At 37.3% G+C, this 15,945-nt stretch carries 20 protein-coding genes; 9 read left to right on the top strand and 11 right to left on the bottom strand.

The genetic code is table 11. The features are described 5' to 3' along the window. Window positions 1-112 precede the first annotated feature (112 nt). The gene (locus NAG76_09760; GenBank protein URN96475.1) at window positions 113-742 is read left to right on the top strand and encodes a nitroreductase family protein; all 630 of its coding nucleotides are present in this window, start codon (window positions 113-115) and stop codon (window positions 740-742) included. Window positions 743-849: 107 nt separating this feature from the next. Here NAG76_09760 and NAG76_09765 read toward each other — a convergent pair whose 3' ends face one another. The 4 genes from NAG76_09765 to NAG76_09780 form a co-directional block, all read right to left on the bottom strand. Then, window positions 850-1,215: a PH domain-containing protein gene (locus NAG76_09765; protein ID URN96476.1), complete on the bottom strand. Its 366-nt coding sequence runs from the start codon at window positions 1,213-1,215 to the stop codon at window positions 850-852. 112 nt (window positions 1,216-1,327) lie between these two features. Next, the gene (locus tag NAG76_09770) at window positions 1,328-2,137 is read right to left on the bottom strand and encodes a saccharopine dehydrogenase (GenBank protein URN96477.1); all 810 of its coding nucleotides are present in this window, start codon (window positions 2,135-2,137) and stop codon (window positions 1,328-1,330) included. Between the two features lie 12 nt (window positions 2,138-2,149). After that, on the bottom strand, window positions 2,150-2,407 hold the full coding sequence (locus NAG76_09775; GenBank protein URN96478.1) for a hypothetical protein: 258 nt from the start codon (window positions 2,405-2,407) through the stop codon (window positions 2,150-2,152). Window positions 2,408-2,467: 60 nt separating this feature from the next. Next, window positions 2,468-2,902, bottom strand: a complete 435-nt coding sequence (locus tag NAG76_09780) for a MarR family transcriptional regulator (GenBank protein ID URN96479.1) — start codon at window positions 2,900-2,902, stop codon at window positions 2,468-2,470. Between the two features lie 294 nt (window positions 2,903-3,196). On the opposite strand from NAG76_09780, the gene NAG76_09785 reads away from it, so the two are divergent. From NAG76_09785 to NAG76_09820, 8 genes are all read left to right on the top strand, one after another. Beyond that, the gene (locus tag NAG76_09785) at window positions 3,197-4,027 is read left to right on the top strand and encodes a DegV family protein (GenBank protein URN96480.1); all 831 of its coding nucleotides are present in this window, start codon (window positions 3,197-3,199) and stop codon (window positions 4,025-4,027) included. 274 nt (window positions 4,028-4,301) lie between these two features. Continuing rightward, complete coding sequence (locus tag NAG76_09790; GenBank protein URN96481.1) at window positions 4,302-4,649, top strand: YojF family protein; 348 nt, start codon at window positions 4,302-4,304, stop codon at window positions 4,647-4,649. A 148-nt stretch (window positions 4,650-4,797) separates the two neighbouring features. Beyond that, a complete protein-coding gene (gene bshB2, locus NAG76_09795) occupies window positions 4,798-5,457 on the top strand; it encodes a bacillithiol biosynthesis deacetylase BshB2 (GenBank protein URN96482.1) in 660 nt (219 codons plus the stop codon). A gap of 77 nt (window positions 5,458-5,534) precedes the next feature. Next, window positions 5,535-6,062 carry a DUF402 domain-containing protein gene (locus NAG76_09800; protein ID URN96483.1) on the top strand — a complete coding sequence of 176 codons (528 nt, stop codon included), beginning with the start codon at window positions 5,535-5,537 and terminating at the stop codon, window positions 6,060-6,062. A 119-nt stretch (window positions 6,063-6,181) separates the two neighbouring features. Next, the gene (locus NAG76_09805) at window positions 6,182-7,204 is read left to right on the top strand and encodes a DUF2804 domain-containing protein (GenBank protein ID URN96484.1); all 1,023 of its coding nucleotides are present in this window, start codon (window positions 6,182-6,184) and stop codon (window positions 7,202-7,204) included. Window positions 7,205-7,432: 228 nt separating this feature from the next. After that, complete coding sequence (locus NAG76_09810; GenBank protein ID URN96485.1) at window positions 7,433-8,137, top strand: hypothetical protein; 705 nt, start codon at window positions 7,433-7,435, stop codon at window positions 8,135-8,137. A gap of 11 nt (window positions 8,138-8,148) precedes the next feature. Beyond that, a complete protein-coding gene (locus NAG76_09815; GenBank protein ID URN96486.1) occupies window positions 8,149-8,832 on the top strand; it encodes a CD3324 family protein in 684 nt (227 codons plus the stop codon). Window positions 8,833-9,002: 170 nt separating this feature from the next. Beyond that, the gene (locus tag NAG76_09820; protein URN96487.1) at window positions 9,003-9,857 is read left to right on the top strand and encodes an AraC family transcriptional regulator; all 855 of its coding nucleotides are present in this window, start codon (window positions 9,003-9,005) and stop codon (window positions 9,855-9,857) included. Window positions 9,858-9,957: 100 nt separating this feature from the next. On the opposite strand, the gene mnhG is transcribed toward NAG76_09820, so the two are convergent. Genes mnhG through NAG76_09855 form a run of 7 tightly spaced genes read right to left on the bottom strand, consistent with a single transcriptional unit; the run spans window position 9,958 to window position 15,764 of the window. Next, window positions 9,958-10,353 carry a monovalent cation/H(+) antiporter subunit G gene (gene mnhG / locus NAG76_09825; GenBank protein URN96488.1) on the bottom strand — a complete coding sequence of 132 codons (396 nt, stop codon included), beginning with the start codon at window positions 10,351-10,353 and terminating at the stop codon, window positions 9,958-9,960. Further along, on the bottom strand, window positions 10,331-10,615 hold the full coding sequence (locus tag NAG76_09830) for a Na(+)/H(+) antiporter subunit F1 (GenBank protein ID URN96489.1): 285 nt from the start codon (window positions 10,613-10,615) through the stop codon (window positions 10,331-10,333). The genes mnhG and NAG76_09830 overlap by 23 nt, the downstream gene beginning before the upstream one ends. Next, window positions 10,615-11,091: a Na+/H+ antiporter subunit E gene (locus tag NAG76_09835; protein URN96490.1), complete on the bottom strand. Its 477-nt coding sequence runs from the start codon at window positions 11,089-11,091 to the stop codon at window positions 10,615-10,617. The genes NAG76_09830 and NAG76_09835 overlap by 1 nt, the downstream gene beginning before the upstream one ends. 32 nt (window positions 11,092-11,123) lie before the next feature. Further along, a complete protein-coding gene (locus NAG76_09840) occupies window positions 11,124-12,611 on the bottom strand; it encodes a Na+/H+ antiporter subunit D (GenBank protein ID URN96491.1) in 1,488 nt (495 codons plus the stop codon). After that, window positions 12,604-12,942: a Na(+)/H(+) antiporter subunit C gene (locus tag NAG76_09845; protein URN96492.1), complete on the bottom strand. Its 339-nt coding sequence runs from the start codon at window positions 12,940-12,942 to the stop codon at window positions 12,604-12,606. Before NAG76_09845 ends, NAG76_09840 begins: the two co-directional genes overlap by 8 nt. Next, window positions 12,942-13,367, bottom strand: a complete 426-nt coding sequence (locus NAG76_09850; protein URN96493.1) for a Na(+)/H(+) antiporter subunit B — start codon at window positions 13,365-13,367, stop codon at window positions 12,942-12,944. Before NAG76_09850 ends, NAG76_09845 begins: the two co-directional genes overlap by 1 nt. Before the next feature lie 3 nt (window positions 13,368-13,370). Beyond that, window positions 13,371-15,764 carry a Na+/H+ antiporter subunit A gene (locus tag NAG76_09855; protein URN96494.1) on the bottom strand — a complete coding sequence of 798 codons (2,394 nt, stop codon included), beginning with the start codon at window positions 15,762-15,764 and terminating at the stop codon, window positions 13,371-13,373. Window positions 15,765-15,945 lie beyond the last annotated feature (181 nt).

Consider the following 15,945-nt stretch of genomic DNA (forward strand, 5'->3'; position numbering starts at 1 on the left):
TTGTAATCGCTAAATGAAGTAGAGGAATTACTTTCATATTGACTAAGTAACTTACTTATGGTAAGTTTCTAATATAAACTTACTAATGGTAAGTAAAAGAGGAGAATACATTATGAACACGACAACTCAATCCGATATATATTCAGTTATGGAAGCTCGAAAATCTGTAAGAGTATATGATCCGGCGTTTAAGATCTCAAAAGAAGAAATAGAAACAATTATTAAAGAGGCTACAACAGCACCATCATCAAGCAATCTTCAAGCTTGGAGATTCCTTGTTATTCAAGATCAAGAAGTAAAGAAAGAATTAAGAGCCATTGCTAATAATCAAGAGCAAGTAGAAACATCTTCTGCTGTAATCGCAGTACTAGGCGATATTGAAATGTACAAAAAAGTTGAACAAATTTATACGCAAAATGTGGCAGAAGGCCATATGCCAGAGGCCAGCAAAGAAGTTATGATTGCAAGTACAAATCGTTTGTACCCTAATGTGTCAGACGAAGTAAGAAAAAACATTGCTACTTTTGATGCAGGACTTATTTCAATGCAATTAATGTTGATTGCAAAAGAAAAAGGTTTTGATACAGTAACAATGGGTGGGTTTGACAAAGATAAGTTCGCTCAAAGATTCGAATTGCCTAGCAATGTAGTTCCAATTGTACTAATTGCTATCGGTAAAGGTGCTGCACCTGCATATGGTTCATCTCGATTGCCATTAGAAGATATTTTAAGTTTTATCTAAATTATTAAGCACTAATATATTGTACTATCTTCGATTAAATTTAAAGCTGACTCTATTCGGATATAATAATATCCGTACGAGTCAGCTTTTAACTTTTACTTTTATTATTAAGTTAGTAGTGCCTCTGCAATTATCCGATCAAATCTTCTAACATCGATTCCCTTTTTCAAATTCACTTTAATATGACCAGCTTTTGTCCATAACTCAACTTCCGCATTGAAATCAAAAGTTCCAGCATTTTCAGTAGACCACATATCAATTGAAGAATAAGGTAGCGAATAAATTTCAACTTTCTTCCCAGTTATACCTTGGGCATCTCGTACAATTAAACGCTTGTTAGTGAATATTGCTGAATCTCTAATTGTCTTATAAGCTGCAACAGCGACTTCGCCATTAACTAGTAAAGCATTAACATCATTAGGAATAGGACACTCACTTACTAAAGTCCATGCTAATATTTGACCAGTTTCCAATCAAATGCACCACCTTGTATATTTAGGGTTTAACAATGATGTATATGATTACTTATGTGTATATAAGTTACCACATTTTTCAAATTCGTGCGATTATTAATTAGTAGTAATATTAATGTTGCTTATTAACCCTTGTGTTGATGTCGATAGGTGGTTGAATGCTTGATAAAACCGTATTAAGATCGAAAAGCTGCTCGATATGATATACACCTGCCGGAAATGATTGACTATAGACGGAAAGAGCGATAGAAGAGGCAACTTTAGCCGTTATTTCTGCTTCAATCGTTCCATCCAAGAAGCATTCGACATTTATATTTTGATCGTTTTTTCTGCCATATGCATCAACTTTAACAGCAAATTGATTACTTCCGAACTTCATCTTTTCAAACAATTTCACAGTTAGATTACGAAGGAAAGGATATTTTAATATTCGTAGTATGCCTAATTTTCCTAATCCACCTAATAATTTTGTGACAAATGAGGAGTCGAAGCAAAGTCGTGTAGATACTAGTGGAATATGAAGGGTTTCGGAAAGGGTATGTTGGTCAGAAAAGTTAAATCGATAGGCGTCTCTAGAACCTAATGCTTGACCAAAGTTAATCTTCTTTCCATCACTAAAACCTGATACGATCGTCTTTTGCTTACCATTCATTGTAGAAAAGGGGGCAGCCAAATTTTCAACGGTCCATTTAATGGCAGACTTGCCATGATGATCGCCTAGTCCCAGCATGATAGAGATGTCGATTTGATCAGTTTGGTCCAATTGTTGTGATGCGTGTTGAGCCATTAAATTGGTCATGCCCGGTGCTAGTCCAACACTTATTACTGCTGTAGAGTCATTGAAAGTAGCTGTATCTTGTAATGTTTGCAATTGCGATAGGAATGCATAGTGAGCAGATATATCAACATAGTGTATTCCCATTGCTAAGCAGGATCAAACAAATGTAAGATCTGTTTGATCTAAACACATAATTACTAAACGTACATCTTCCCAAATATTGAAATTCACTTCTTTATTTATATCTAATTGTAAGGGCAATACTCTACCATTTGTCGTCTCACAAAACTGTTGAGCACGTTCCATACTTCTACCTGCTGCAATTACTAGTCCTGGATGATGCTTCCCTAACTCGGTACATATGATTTGACCTACATGACCATAACCACCAACCACAATAATTTTGTTTTTCATAGTTGACCTCACTTCATTACTTAAAAATAGTATAGTAACTAAACTAAATGTCTAAAAAAATTAATCACGCATTACATTAATTAAAGTACCGATACATTTTTCGAAGATCTTTATCTCTTCTTCGCTTAATTGTTCTTGAAGTTGACTATAAAACTTTAGGTGTGCTGCTTCATGTGCGCGATAAGCTTCTTTTCCCTCGTCAGTAAGCGAAAGAACAGCTGCTCTAGAATCAGAATGATGCGGAGTACGTTTGACGAAAGCTTTATGTTCTAATTTTGCAACTAACTGTGTTACTGCGCCTTTCGTAATATTTAGTCGTGCAGCAAGCTCATTCATCAATAAATTTCCGTCTATGCCAATTGCATCGATGGTATGAATTTCACTAGGTGTTAACGGCCCTATGTTTCCAAAGTGGCGAGGTTGTCGTTCTAATTGTCGAAGCTGTAAAAATAATTTACCAAGTAATAAACTTCCTGTATGAGTGTGATTGTCCATAGATATAGTATAGCTACTAAACTATATCTCGTCAATCAATGTTAAGTTAGTTTCCTATATTCTCCTGAGGATTCAGATATTTACTGTGAAATGTGTCTATAAAGTTACTTCATCTACAAATAAACGTTAATATGCTGAAATATATGATATTTGTCAATAGTACAATGAAGTTCATCATGCTAGTATAAATCAAGCCGTAAAACAATAGGCTATTCCAACTTAAATAAATCCCAAAATATTACATCCATATATAGATTTGCGTATTCGAAAACAAAGGATAGATGGAGGTTTCATATGACTTATCAAATCGTTGTAGACTCTTGTTGCGATCTAACTAGTGAAATTAAGCAAGCGCTTAATATTAAAGTTGTACCGTTAAACTTATATCTTGGTGATAAAGAAATTATAGATGATGAAAAATTAGATATACCAAATTTCATCGAGGATATGAAAGCTTGTACGCAAAAGGTTGGTTCTGCTGCACCATCACCGTCGCTCTATCATGAATTATACGAGCAATCGCCTAAAACTTTCGTAGTTACGTTATCAAGTAAACTGTCTAGTTCCTATTCTAGTGCAACACTAGGAGCGGATATGCTAGAAAATAGTGCGAGTAACGTTCATGTATTTGATTCTAAAAGTGCCTCAGCAGGTGAAATGTTAATCGCTTTTCAAATTCGTGATCTTATCGATAGTGGCATTCAAGGTGATGAACTAATTGAACGTGTTGAGAAGTTTATTGATGAAATGAAAACATATTTTGTACTCGATAATGTTGATAATCTTATGAAAAATGGTCGATTAAGTAAGGTAAAGGGTAAAATTATTAGCATTTTGAATATTAAGCCGTTACTTGGTTCAGATGGCGAAGGTAATATCGCTCAATATTCAACTTGTAAAGGGCAAACAAAGATTGTCAAGAAATTAGCAGAAACAGTGACCGATAGTGGTAAAAACACTGAGGGATTACGTGCTGTTATTTCACATTGTAATAATGAGCCACTCGCACTTCGTCTAAAGCAGCAATTAGTTGAACAATTCCAATTCAAAGAGATTGTCATCGTACCGACAGGTGGAGTAAGTTCACTTTATGCAAATGACAAGGGTGTTATTTTAGCATATTAATGAATCAAAGATTAATTTATTGAAGGTTAGAACTTCTACTGTTGTATTGTTGAAAAATATATAGAGGAATCATCTCAACGTCATTTATCATCATGACGTTGGGATGATTCTTTTTTATGATTTGGTAAATGCTATGGTTTTATCTCATTGTTAACATTTAATGACGATCAAAACATCATTGTAGTATCTTTTTTTAGTTGGAATAAGATTAGTATTCAATGTATAGGGCAATATCTTGTATAATAGAGAGTAGCAAAGAAAGTGAGGCGTATTTATGAATCCGATTCAGGTTGAAGATATACAGAAACATATTGATGCTTTTCGAAATACTCCATTATTTATTCATTTGGAATTAACGACTGGAGCGTACGCTGCACATTTGGATGCAACAAAGCATCCTGCAGCTAATTTTATTCGTAATGCAGTTATTACTTATTCACATGGTTCAATCGAAGGAAAAGGTCCATATCGAGTGGGATTAAAGCTTGAGCATGGTTGGGTATATGCAGAAGGATTAACACATTTCGTAGATGATGAGCAAGGTAGATTAGTGCTGGCAGGCATTAATAATAATGATGGGAAGCTAGTCGTTGCCCTACAACTAAGCACAACACCTTTTTAAGTGGTAAGTTAAAAAGTCCACTTTTTGAACTTTCATAATAATAGGTAGCCGGAAAACTCAACTGTGATCACGATGATTATGCTAACGTAGTTTAGTCGATTTCGAATATGCCATTCATCTTTTACACCTAATAATAGGAGGTTTCACCATGCCAGAAAAAATATTGGTTGTTTTACCGCATCCTGATGATGAAGCATTCGGATTATCAGGTACTCTTGCGAAATTCATTGAAGAAGGCGCGCAAGTCACATATGCTTGTTTAACATTAGGTGAGATGGGACGAGGTCTCGGTAATCCCTTAATTGCTGATCGAATTAGCTTACCCCATTACCGCAAGCAAGAATTGATTGCATCTTGCAAGGCGATAGGATTTGAAGATGTACGTATGTTAGGATTTCTTGATAAAACAGTAGAGTTTGAGCCGAAGGAATTTATTGATTCGGTTATAAGAGAAATCTATAACGATGTACAACCAACATTAGTATTTACTTTCTTCCCTGGATTTAGTGTACATCCAGATCATGATGCTACAGGCGCTTCAGTTATACGTGTGCTGCAAAGTATACCGGCCAATGAACGTCCACCAGTATGGTGTCTTGCGTTTGCACATGATATGTATGATGTTAACGGGGAACCTGATATTACTGTAGATGTTTCATCCTATCTTAATCAGAAAAAAGAATCCATTGTAGCACATGCTACTCAGTTCCAAATCTCAGAGATGTTTGGTAATGGAGATATAAATTCGCCAGAAGTAAAATTGAAATTTGGTAAAGAGAACTTCTGGACATACCATTTCAATAATTAAAATAACGATATAGTTGGTATAAGAAGAGTCATCATACGATGACTCTTCTTATGTCCTTACAGCTAGGAGAGATAGTATTGGAACAACACATACAGGTAAGAAACCCTGTGCAAATTCAAGCATTTAAGTATCCGAATCGATTACATTATGAATGGCAAGCAGATTTAATAGAACTTAATGAACAGTATGCAATGGTAGCATGTCATGCTGGTCGAGCATTTCAACATCATACGAAACAGAAGCAATTTATTATGCCTTATCCATCTATTGAAATATTTTTTTTCAAGGAATGGTATACGTTTTCGGTGTCATTTCGCGAAAATGAAGAGATGATGCATTATTGTAATATCGCAATGCCTGCACAATACAAAGATAATATTATATCATTCATTGATCTAGATCTAGATTATTTGCAAGAGCCTCACGAGGATTGGAAAGTTGTAGATGAGGATGAGTTCGCTCATAATCAACAAATTTTTAAATATCCTGAACATTTAATTGCTGGAGCACGATTAGGTTTAGCAAAATTACAACAAATAGTCGAAACCAATCAATTCCCGTTCGACGGAAAAATAGATATCCAAAAGTATGAAAGCGTTTTATAATAGTGATAATTTAATAGTGGATTGACAGTAGTTATTATCGTACTATTAATATTTTTTCTATGAATACAAGCGGGACGTTATGCCAAAAAAGCGTATAGAAAAACAACGGAGGTGTAGTTATGCAATATGAAATTATTACGCCAGGCCCGCTACTCAATAATGATGGTATGTTGAACCAAAAGGGTTATAGTACCTCCTCAATATTAACGTATAATCGTGAGCACATTAATGCATTTCCTTGGCAAATTAAAGAATGGGATTTCTATCAAGTTAATAATGCGGATTATTGTATGCAAATGACGATTGGTCATGTTGGTTATGCGGGTCATGTTTCCGTAAAACTATTTGAATTTGCAACTGGTCTGCATTATGAAATAACTAAAATGTTAGTTCTTCCTTTCAATAGATTGAAGATGCCTCGCTCTGCGGAACTAGGTGATTTACATTATCGTAGCAAAGATGTAGAGATGCATTTCGAGGTCTATACTGGAGGAAGAAGGTTACGTTGTCGTTCAACAAGTAAGAAACATCCCACGATTGAGGTTGATGTTACATTGTCTCAGCCCGATCTAACTTCACTAGTCATTGCTACACCTTTTACCGAGAAGAACACACAATTCTACTACAATCATAAGACAAATTGTATGCCTGCGACAGGTACAGTCAAGATTGGAGACGGTGAGAAGGAGTACATTTTTGAACCTGATACGGCTTTTGGACTAATTGACTGGGGTAGAGGAGTATGGCCATTTAGTCATGAATGGATTTGGGGAAGTGGAAGTAGTTATCTGAATGGAAAGCGTTTTGGTTTCAATATCGGTTTTGGTTTTGGAGATACTTCGGCTGCTACTGAGAACATGCTTTTCTATGATGGCAAAGCACATAAAATAAGTAAGATTAATATTACTCTCAATGAGAATGGCTTTATGGCTCCTAAGAAGATTACGAGTGATGATGGTCGCTTTGAGATGATATTCACTCCGATATATGATCAGCAAACAGCTACAAAAATGTTATTTGTCGATAATAGATGTCATCAAGTATTTGCCAAATTTGATGGTAAAGTAGTTTTGGATGATGGGGAAGTATTGGAGATTAACAATCTTGTTGGCTTTGTCGAGCACGCGATTAATAATTGGTAGATTGTGTATGAGTGGAGTGCAGGAAGTGATGTGTAGCTTCGCGGAAAGAATAATTTAGGATCAAGCACGCTGAATTGTATCATAAACTAAGGGCATTTTTTTTACCTGTGTAAAGTCGATTTAAGACATAGATTCCCTATCCCCTAAATCTATCCAATGCTATGATTTTACATATCAGGTGCGCACATGATGGCAGTGAGTTGTAAATCAAGTGAAGGAGATGAGAAGATGGGTAAAGACAATTTTTTGCGATCCATGCTATCCGATAAGGTCAACATGACCCCCAATGGATTCGTGGCCGATCAATTAAGCCCCGAACAATTCAGGGATTGTCACGAGCTGATTTTTGACAGTCTATTTGAAATTCATACGTCTGTCATAACGGGAGTAGAGGGCTACGGACGGTTTAACGAGGATGGCACACCGGAATTTGAGAGTTGTAGGGATTTTCTGATCAACACGTTTACTGAGGAAAAAGAAGGGTATTGGTATAACTGGAGGGAAATGTTCGGAACGACGGTTTTGCAACGAGATTTCTTTGAGCAGTACTACAAGGAAATGGAAGCCCGAATTTCTTATTGCGAGGGCAGACGTTATTTAGTGAATAACTTTACGTTTTTCATCAACATCATTACGGATGAAAAAACTATGGTGGGGTTTCCCGACTGGAGCTACTCCGGCATTGGAGACTTCCTGGTTGACTTTGCAATTATGGACTTAAACAAGCCTTATCTTCAAATACCCGAGCTTCTCATGGAGTACTGCAAGAAGAGGAATATCATTATACCCGACTTTAAGGAAAGATTTTTATGTATGGCGTATTATAAAGGGATAGATGGATTGCGTTGGCACGCATCAATTGACGATACAGAATCGTGTACCTCTATGATGAAATCCATGAGTGAACTAAAAGATCGAATATATGGTTTGTAGACGGTGATGACATGAAATATGAGAATGGTAGTGACATCCTTCCAGTGGAACTATTGCGAGAGGTTCAAAAGTACGCCTCGGGTAAACTACTTTACATTCCCGCGGGAGAGGAAAAGAGAGCCTGGGGTGCAGCCTCCGGATACCGGGAGCAGTTGCAGAGAAGAAATCGCATGATTCGCAACATGTACGCCCATGGCCGTACTGTATCGGAACTTGCTGACGAATACTTCTTGTCTTTGGACTCGATTAAAAAAATCCTTTACTCAAAGAAGCAGAATGACTACGCAGCGTATGCACCGACTATTGAGTCTGCTGTGAAATACGCGAATGGTGGGATGCTTGAAGAGTGGATGTACTGCTACTGGCAGCTTTCTAAGGACGCAAAGGTTGAAAAAGAAAATGTCGTGGCAAATCGACTCTATTTTGGCATCGTAAAGCTTCCATTGCGTCTTATTCAAAAGGATGAGCTCGATATTGGTAACTCCAATGCGAATGCAACCGAAGAGCATGAAGCGCAGCCTCTTATCATTGAGTATCATCAAGGAAAATTCTATTGTACCGAACAGAAGGCGTTATTGTCGGGGTTGATCCAACGCAAGGTAAATTCGTATCCGACCATTATCGTGTTGCGGGAGGGTACAGATTATAAAAGGTTTATGAATCATTTTGGAACCGTATTATTTTTCGTCAAATAAAGCATAAAAGTGGTTGTCCCGCAAGGTACAGCCTAAAAACTTGCCGTTACAGACAGCACGCTAAACCGTACCCTAAATAAAGACAATTTTTCTGCTGACTTTTTCGTGCAGAAATTGCAAGGTATTCATTTTTAATTTTCGATAGTATTACCTTGAAGGGAGGGAATACGATGGATTGGTTGGACAGGATGAATAGTGCCATGGAATATATCGAAACAAATCTAGCTGACACAATTTCATTTGATGAAATAGCACAGAGAGCCTGTTGCTCTACCTATCATTTTCAAAGAATGTTTCCATTTATTACTGGCGTATCGCTATCGGAGTACATTCGACGTCGGTGGTTGACATTGGCGGCATTCGAAATGCAGACAACAGACTCAAAGGTTATTGATGTAGCTATGAAATATGGATATGATTCGCCGGAGGCGTTTGCACGGGCCTTTAAGAATCTTCATGGTATTATACCTATATCTGCGCGCGATACAGGCGTTTCTCTAAAAGCCTATCCTCGAATGTCCTTTCATATTTCAATAAAAGGGGATGTCGAAATGAATTACCGTATTGAGCAAAGAGGTTCTTTTGAGATGTTTGGAGTATATGGAATTATAAATGCAGATCAGAAAACAGCTTTCTCTGAAGTTCCTCAATTTCGTATAAAATGTGATGATGATGGCAGCGTTGATCTTATGAATGACATACTGGGACGTTTTGGTGACACCATGTTACACGCTGCCCTTTACGATCACACTAGAGAATCTTTCAAATATATGGTCTGTTATCATTTACCTAAAGGTCTTGAAATTCCGGAGAGATTTACAAAACTTTCTGTCCCAACATTAACGTGGGCGATTTTCCCAGAGCCGCAAGGTGATATGCAAAAACTATGGGAACGAATCTATTCTGAATGGTTTCCGACATCTGAATACGAACAGGTTGAGGGCCCTAGTTTCGAAATGTATTATGGAATGGCACGTCATGGGAATGGTTCAGGAGAAATATGGATACCAGTGAAGCAAAAATAACGCTCTTATGCGAAAAGTTAAAATAGGTGATACGCAAAAAGGAGTTCCTGCGGAGGTGCTGCACCCTGCGGAGAACTCCTTTTTGCATTTCTAATATAGATTAATTATCTGCATCGACGGGCCTAACTTTTTCGTCATCAATCGCTTGTTGATCATAAACGTCTTGCAAGTCATCCTGTACACTAATTGGAGCTAGTGGTGTTCCGTACCGATGTGCAGAACGAGTAACAAGATGTCCAGCGACTGGAGCCGTTAGAAATACGAATACAATAGCTAGCAATAGACGAATACTTGAAACGCCATGTGTGAAAAAGAAATAGATAAATGCAGCCGATAAGATTGACAATATCCCTAATGTCGCACTCTTGGTTGTTGCGTGTGCACGATTATATACATCCGGCAATCGTATGAGTCCGAATGAACTTAACAAACTCATCGATGTGCCAAACAATACAAGGATAATGACAATCCATTCAATCACTCCGTTTACGCCCAATGACGACACCCCTCTCCATATATCTGCTTAATGCTATCGTGCTTAGAAATGCGAGTATACCTATTAACAAGATCGTCTCAAAATAAGCATGAGAATTGAGATGGATCGATAATATAGCTACTATTCCTATAATGATATAGGCAATAGAGTCAAGTGCTAATATTCGATCATGTATCGTTGGTCCTTTAATAATTCGATATAGTGTAATGATAAGTGAGATAGAAAGTAGAAACATAGCAAGTAACATAATTTTATCAAACATTATCGCATCACCTCGATAATCGCATTTTCGAATTTCTTCTTAGTTTTTGTAATGTTATTATGAAAATCTTTTGCGTCCATCGCGTGGATATACATTACTTTTTGTTTTGGATCAACTTCCATTACGACAGAACCTGGTGTTAAAGTCAGTAATGAAATAAGTAAAGTGATCTCAAAATCAGTTTCTAAAATCGTTTCGGATTTGAATATTCCAGGTTCGATCGTTAATCTAGGTCGTAGAATTTCTTTAAGCACGACAATACTTGATTTGAATAATTCAACGACAAATAGTATTAACAACTTTATGACAGAATACAACTTTCTCCCATAGAAAGGAGTAGGAAAAAAGCGTCTCATGGTTAGGATGATGATAAAGCCAACTACGTAGCCGACTGCAAAAATAACGATATTCCAGCTTTCATTGAGTAACATCCAAATAAAAGCAATTAATAGGTTAATTAGTATCTGCGTTGTCATTGATTAACACTTCCCTTTTACTTAGGCTGGGGTCAAGGACTAATCTGCTGGAGTACAGCCTCGATATATATACTTGGATTAACCATTACTTCGGTAGCTTGCGATATAAATGTCATGATCCATTCTGCACCAATACCCATACCAGCAATACAGATGACAAGAATTGTACCAGGTAATAATGCATTGGTTCCAGTTGAATACTCTTGACCTTCGCTCATTAGAGTCTCCCCCCAGAAGCTATGGATAAATATTTTCATTACGGAGTAAAGCACGAGTAGACTTGTTAATAGACCAATGATTGATACGATCAATTCCCCTGCGCTTACTGCACCTTTCAAGATCATCACTTTACCTACAAACCCACCTAGTGGAGGAACGCCTGCTAAAGCTAATACACCAATAAAGAATAACCACCCAAGTAGTGGACGGAATAGTATTAAGCCACTAAATTCCTTAAGTTTGTCAGTGCCGAAGATGCTAATAATGGCACCACCAGTAATAAAGATTAATGCTTTAGATAGCATGTCATGAATGAGATAGAAGAGAGAACCACTCAATGATTGATCTGTAGCTATCGATACACCGAATAGGATAAACCCTACGGAAACGATGACATTATAGGATAATATCTTTTTAATTTCCCATTGTGAAACGGCTCCTAGAGCACCGAGTATCATTGTAATAGCGGCCATCCACATCATCGCCGTATGTGTAAACTCTTTATCATGGTAGAAGATAAGCGTGAATACACGAATGACAGTGTACACACCTACTTTAGTTAACAATGCAGCGAACAAAGCTGCGATCGGTGCAGGCGGAGCGCTATATGAACCAGGTAGCCAGAAGAACAGCAATAGTCCTGATTTCAATCCGAATACGGTTAAGAATAAGAAGCTTATTGCTGTAAGTAAGCCATCTTGGCCAGCCATTGCAACACGTTCAGATAAATGTGCCATATTCAGTGTTCCAGTTACAGAATACAAATACCCCGTTGCGATAACAAACAATGTAGAGGAAATAACATTAATAAGTACATATTTAATTGATTCTCTCAGTTGAATTTTTTTGCCTCCTAGTACGATAAGTACGTAAGATGCAATCAACATAACTTCAAAGAATACGAATAGGTTGAATAAATCTCCTGTTAAGAAACTGCCATTTACTCCCGAAAGTAAGACTAGAATCATCGGGTAGACGAAATGGCGTTTATGTCCCATCTCGAATGAGTTGAAGCCAAAAAGTAAACACATCAGTGTGACGAAACTGGCTACCGTAACAAGTAGTACAGCCAACATATCTCCAACTAGTACGATACCATAAGGTGCTGACCAACCGCCAAGCTCTAGCACGACAATACCTTGCTCAGAAACATGATAGACAGTGAAAGCAGATATCGCAATAACTACGAGTACACTTATGCCAGTTAACCATTGTTGCAACTTAATGTTCTCACGGAAAAATACGAGCACCATTGCCATTAGCAAAGGGATGAGAATAGGGTAGATAACAATATTACTCATGCGATTCTCCTTTCAGCTTTTTCATGTTGTCCGTTCCAAGCTCAATATAAGTTCGATAGCCGAGCACAAGTAATAAAGCAGTAAGTGCGAAGCTAATGACGATAGACGTCAATATAAGCGCTTGTGGGATTGGGTCAGTATAGATATCACCATTTTCACTTAATAAAGGCGCATTACCTTTCTTAAGCCCGTTAATAGCCATTAACATTAGATGGGTAGCATGACTGAACAACGTTACGCCTAGAATAATACGTAAAAAATTCTTATTCAAAATAAGATAAACAGCAATAGTGTAAAGTATCCCAGAAATAATAATAATAAATGTTTCCACTAGATATCATCCTCACTTATGCTCGTAATGATCGTCATTGTTGTACCTAAAACTGCTAAGTATACCCCTAGATCAAAGATCATAGCTGTAGCAAGTTCAGTTTTTCCGAGGAATGGTAAATCTACGTAAGTGTAGGCTTGCGAGAGAAATGGGATGTTTAACACTAGTGATGCGACTCCCGTTAATAGTGCAATTAGTACGCCTGTCGCTCCAAGTTTTTTGAAATCAACAGGAATAATGTCACGCACCGATTGGAGATCAAAGGCAATATAGAGCAATATTAAAGCAGAAGCAGTAATAAGCCCCCCAATAAAACCTCCACCTGGATTATTATGGCCTGCAAACAGTACATATATAGAGAAGGTCATAATGATAAATACGAGAATTTTCGTAGCTGTCTGCAAATAAACATCAGTGAATTTCATATTTTAATCATTCCTCCCTGCATGTCTTAGTTTGATCAGTGTATAGATTCCGATACCAGCTGAGAACAATACTACAATTTCAAGCATTGTATCGAAAGCGCGGAAGTCTACAAGAATCGAATTTACAATATTTTTTGCTCCCGCTAATTTATACGAATCATGGAAATACTCTGCGATAGGTACGAAAATGCGATGACCATAAGCAGATAGACCAATTAAAGTTAGCGTTGTTCCAACTCCTAAAGCAATAATTGCATTAGTAAGTTTGAATTTTAGAGAAGTGATACTTGTCTTCAGCTTCGGTAAGAAGTAGAAGCATAATAAGAACAATGTCGTGGAAATCGTCTCAACAACTAACTGTGTTAAGGCAAGATCAGGTGCTCTGAAGATGACAAAGAACAGAGACACTGTAAAGCCGATAACACCAATTCCCATAATAGACATTAGACGCGATGTGGAGAATAGAACAAAAACGGCCGCAGCAACCGTTGCTATACCTAATACGAATTCATACCATTCGATTGGTGAATCATTGGATGTATCGAGGTAGAACGAATTGGTTACTAGCAATGTTCCAAGTACTGTAATAATTAAGAAACAGAAAATATACGTTAGATAATGTGTTGTAGAGCCGGTCATATAACTACGAGTAACGGCAGTACCGAATTTCTCAAGGTTTATCATACCTTTATCATATATCTGATTCAGATTATATCGTTTGGACATTAAGGAGAAAATCGGTGTTTTCCATTTCTCTATACTCAAGAATAGCAATATTCCGATAATAATAAGTCCAATAGTCATAAATAACTCTAAATTAAGTCCATGCCAAGCTGTAATATGAGCATGCCAGTCGGGATGCTTCGCAAAAACAGTTGGTGCCATCCCTTTAACGGTCGGTTCCAAGATAGAAGTCACAACAAGACCAGGGAATAAGAATAAGGCAATAGCTAGTATAGATAGAGTTGCAGGAGATGCTAACATACCTACCGGAGCCTCATGAGGCACACGTTCTAACAGATTGGCATGATACGTACCTGTGAACGATTTGAAAATAATAATCATACAGTAGATAAAGGTGAAAATACTTGCAATCCATGCGACAACAGGAATGATGTTAACCCATGAACTGTTATTCTCAGATAAAGTAAGCATGCTCGTAAAGAACATCTCTTTACTAATAAATCCGCTGAATGGTGGTAAACCTGCCATAGAGAAGGCGCCTACCATCGTCAATGTAAATGATATTGGCATAAGATGCATAATACCACCTAGTTTACGAATATCACGTGTACCTGTTTCATGATCGAGAATACCTACCATCATGAACAGACTGCCTTTGAACACAGAGTGATTAATTAGGTGGAAGATCGCTGCAAGAAATGCCCCCATAAAGAGCAAACTTTCATTTTCGAACCTTATGTTCATCCCCATTGAGCCGACTCCGAGTAAACTCATAATTAATCCAAGTTGACTTATCGTTGAATAAGCAAGCAAAGCTTTTAAATCGTATTGCTTAAGGGCATTAAAAGAACCCCAGAATAGCGTAACAATACCTACAACTATTATTGTCCATGACCACTCAAGTAGTGCACCGAAAATCGGAGTCATACGTGCTACTAAGTAAACTCCTGCTTTGACCATCGTTGCTGAATGCAAGTATGCGCTAATTGGAGTAGGAGCTTCCATAGCATCTGGTAGCCAAATATGAAACGGAAACTGTGCTGATTTCGTAAATGCTCCTAGTAGTATAAAGAACATCGCTGGAATGAAAAGATAATGCGTTGATACCGAATCACCCATTGCAATAATTTCACGAATGCTGAAAGTGCCGGAGGCTACATATAGAATAATGAAGCCTAGAAGCATTGAAAAGCCACCAGTCATCGTAATATACATTGCTTTTTGAGCGCCGTATCTTGAACGTTGACGTTGATACCAATAAGCGATTAGTAAAAATGATGAAACGCTTGTTAGTTCCCAGAACGTATACAATACAAGCAGATTATCCGATAGCACTGAACCAAGCATAGCGCCCATGAATAACATGAGGTATGCATAGAATAAATGCAGACGCTCACGGTCTTTCGACAAGTAGAAGATTGAATATAGAACTACTAATGATCCAATACCTGTGATTAACAAGGCAAATAGCAAGGAGAGGCTATCTAAATAAAGTGTAAAATGGATATCGATTGAGGGAATCCATGGGACTGAAACCTTTATTGGTTCAATCGCGTCATAAATCGAGAAGTAACCTGCGAAATATACAAACAAAGCAACTGGAACAATTAACGCAATCCAGCCTGTATGTATAGCAGTTGTGTATTTGTATAATAATGGGATTATTACAACGAATACAAAGGGAAGTAAGATCGCTAGATGTAAAGTAGACAAAAAGGCTTCCTCCTTAAACTTTTTATTTTCTGCTCTCGACGTAACTTCTTAAAATAAAAAGTTACATCGCAAGCATAAGCTTAAACTTTTTATTTTCTGCTTTAGGCGCAACTTCTTGTAAATAAAACGTAGCATCGAAAGCAGAAGCTGAATTAATTTCTATTAATTATACAATAACCAC

Origin of the sequence: Candidatus Pristimantibacillus lignocellulolyticus (assembly GCA_023639215.1) — a bacterium.
Classification (GTDB): Bacteria; Bacillota; Bacilli; order Paenibacillales; family Paenibacillaceae; genus Pristimantibacillus; species Pristimantibacillus lignocellulolyticus.

Excerpts from the sequence above, each read along its gene's own strand:
- NAG76_09810 (URN96485.1), top strand. The coding sequence starts at position 7,433 with ATGGGTAAAGACAATTTTTTGCGATCCATGCTATCCGATAAGGTCAAC.
- NAG76_09840 (URN96491.1), bottom strand. The coding sequence starts at position 12,611 with ATGAGTAATATTGTTATCTACCCTATTCTCATCCCTTTGCTAATGGCA.
- NAG76_09760 (URN96475.1), top strand. The coding sequence starts at position 113 with ATGAACACGACAACTCAATCCGATATATATTCAGTTATGGAAGCTCGA.
- NAG76_09775 (URN96478.1), bottom strand. The coding sequence starts at position 2,407 with ATGAAAAACAAAATTATTGTGGTTGGTGGTTATGGTCATGTAGGTCAA.
- NAG76_09850 (URN96493.1), bottom strand. The coding sequence starts at position 13,367 with ATGAAATTCACTGATGTTTATTTGCAGACAGCTACGAAAATTCTCGTA.
- NAG76_09770 (URN96477.1), bottom strand. The coding sequence starts at position 2,137 with ATGGGAATACACTATGTTGATATATCTGCTCACTATGCATTCCTATCG.
- NAG76_09780 (URN96479.1), bottom strand. The coding sequence starts at position 2,902 with ATGGACAATCACACTCATACAGGAAGTTTATTACTTGGTAAATTATTT.
- NAG76_09830 (URN96489.1), bottom strand. The coding sequence starts at position 10,615 with ATGTTTGATAAAATTATGTTACTTGCTATGTTTCTACTTTCTATCTCA.
- NAG76_09815 (URN96486.1), top strand. The coding sequence starts at position 8,149 with ATGAAATATGAGAATGGTAGTGACATCCTTCCAGTGGAACTATTGCGA.
- NAG76_09805 (URN96484.1), top strand. The coding sequence starts at position 6,182 with ATGCAATATGAAATTATTACGCCAGGCCCGCTACTCAATAATGATGGT.
- NAG76_09790 (URN96481.1), top strand. The coding sequence starts at position 4,302 with ATGAATCCGATTCAGGTTGAAGATATACAGAAACATATTGATGCTTTT.
- NAG76_09835 (URN96490.1), bottom strand. The coding sequence starts at position 11,091 with ATGACAACGCAGATACTAATTAACCTATTAATTGCTTTTATTTGGATG.
- bshB2 (URN96482.1), top strand. The coding sequence starts at position 4,798 with ATGCCAGAAAAAATATTGGTTGTTTTACCGCATCCTGATGATGAAGCA.
- NAG76_09820 (URN96487.1), top strand. The coding sequence starts at position 9,003 with ATGGATTGGTTGGACAGGATGAATAGTGCCATGGAATATATCGAAACA.
- NAG76_09785 (URN96480.1), top strand. The coding sequence starts at position 3,197 with ATGACTTATCAAATCGTTGTAGACTCTTGTTGCGATCTAACTAGTGAA.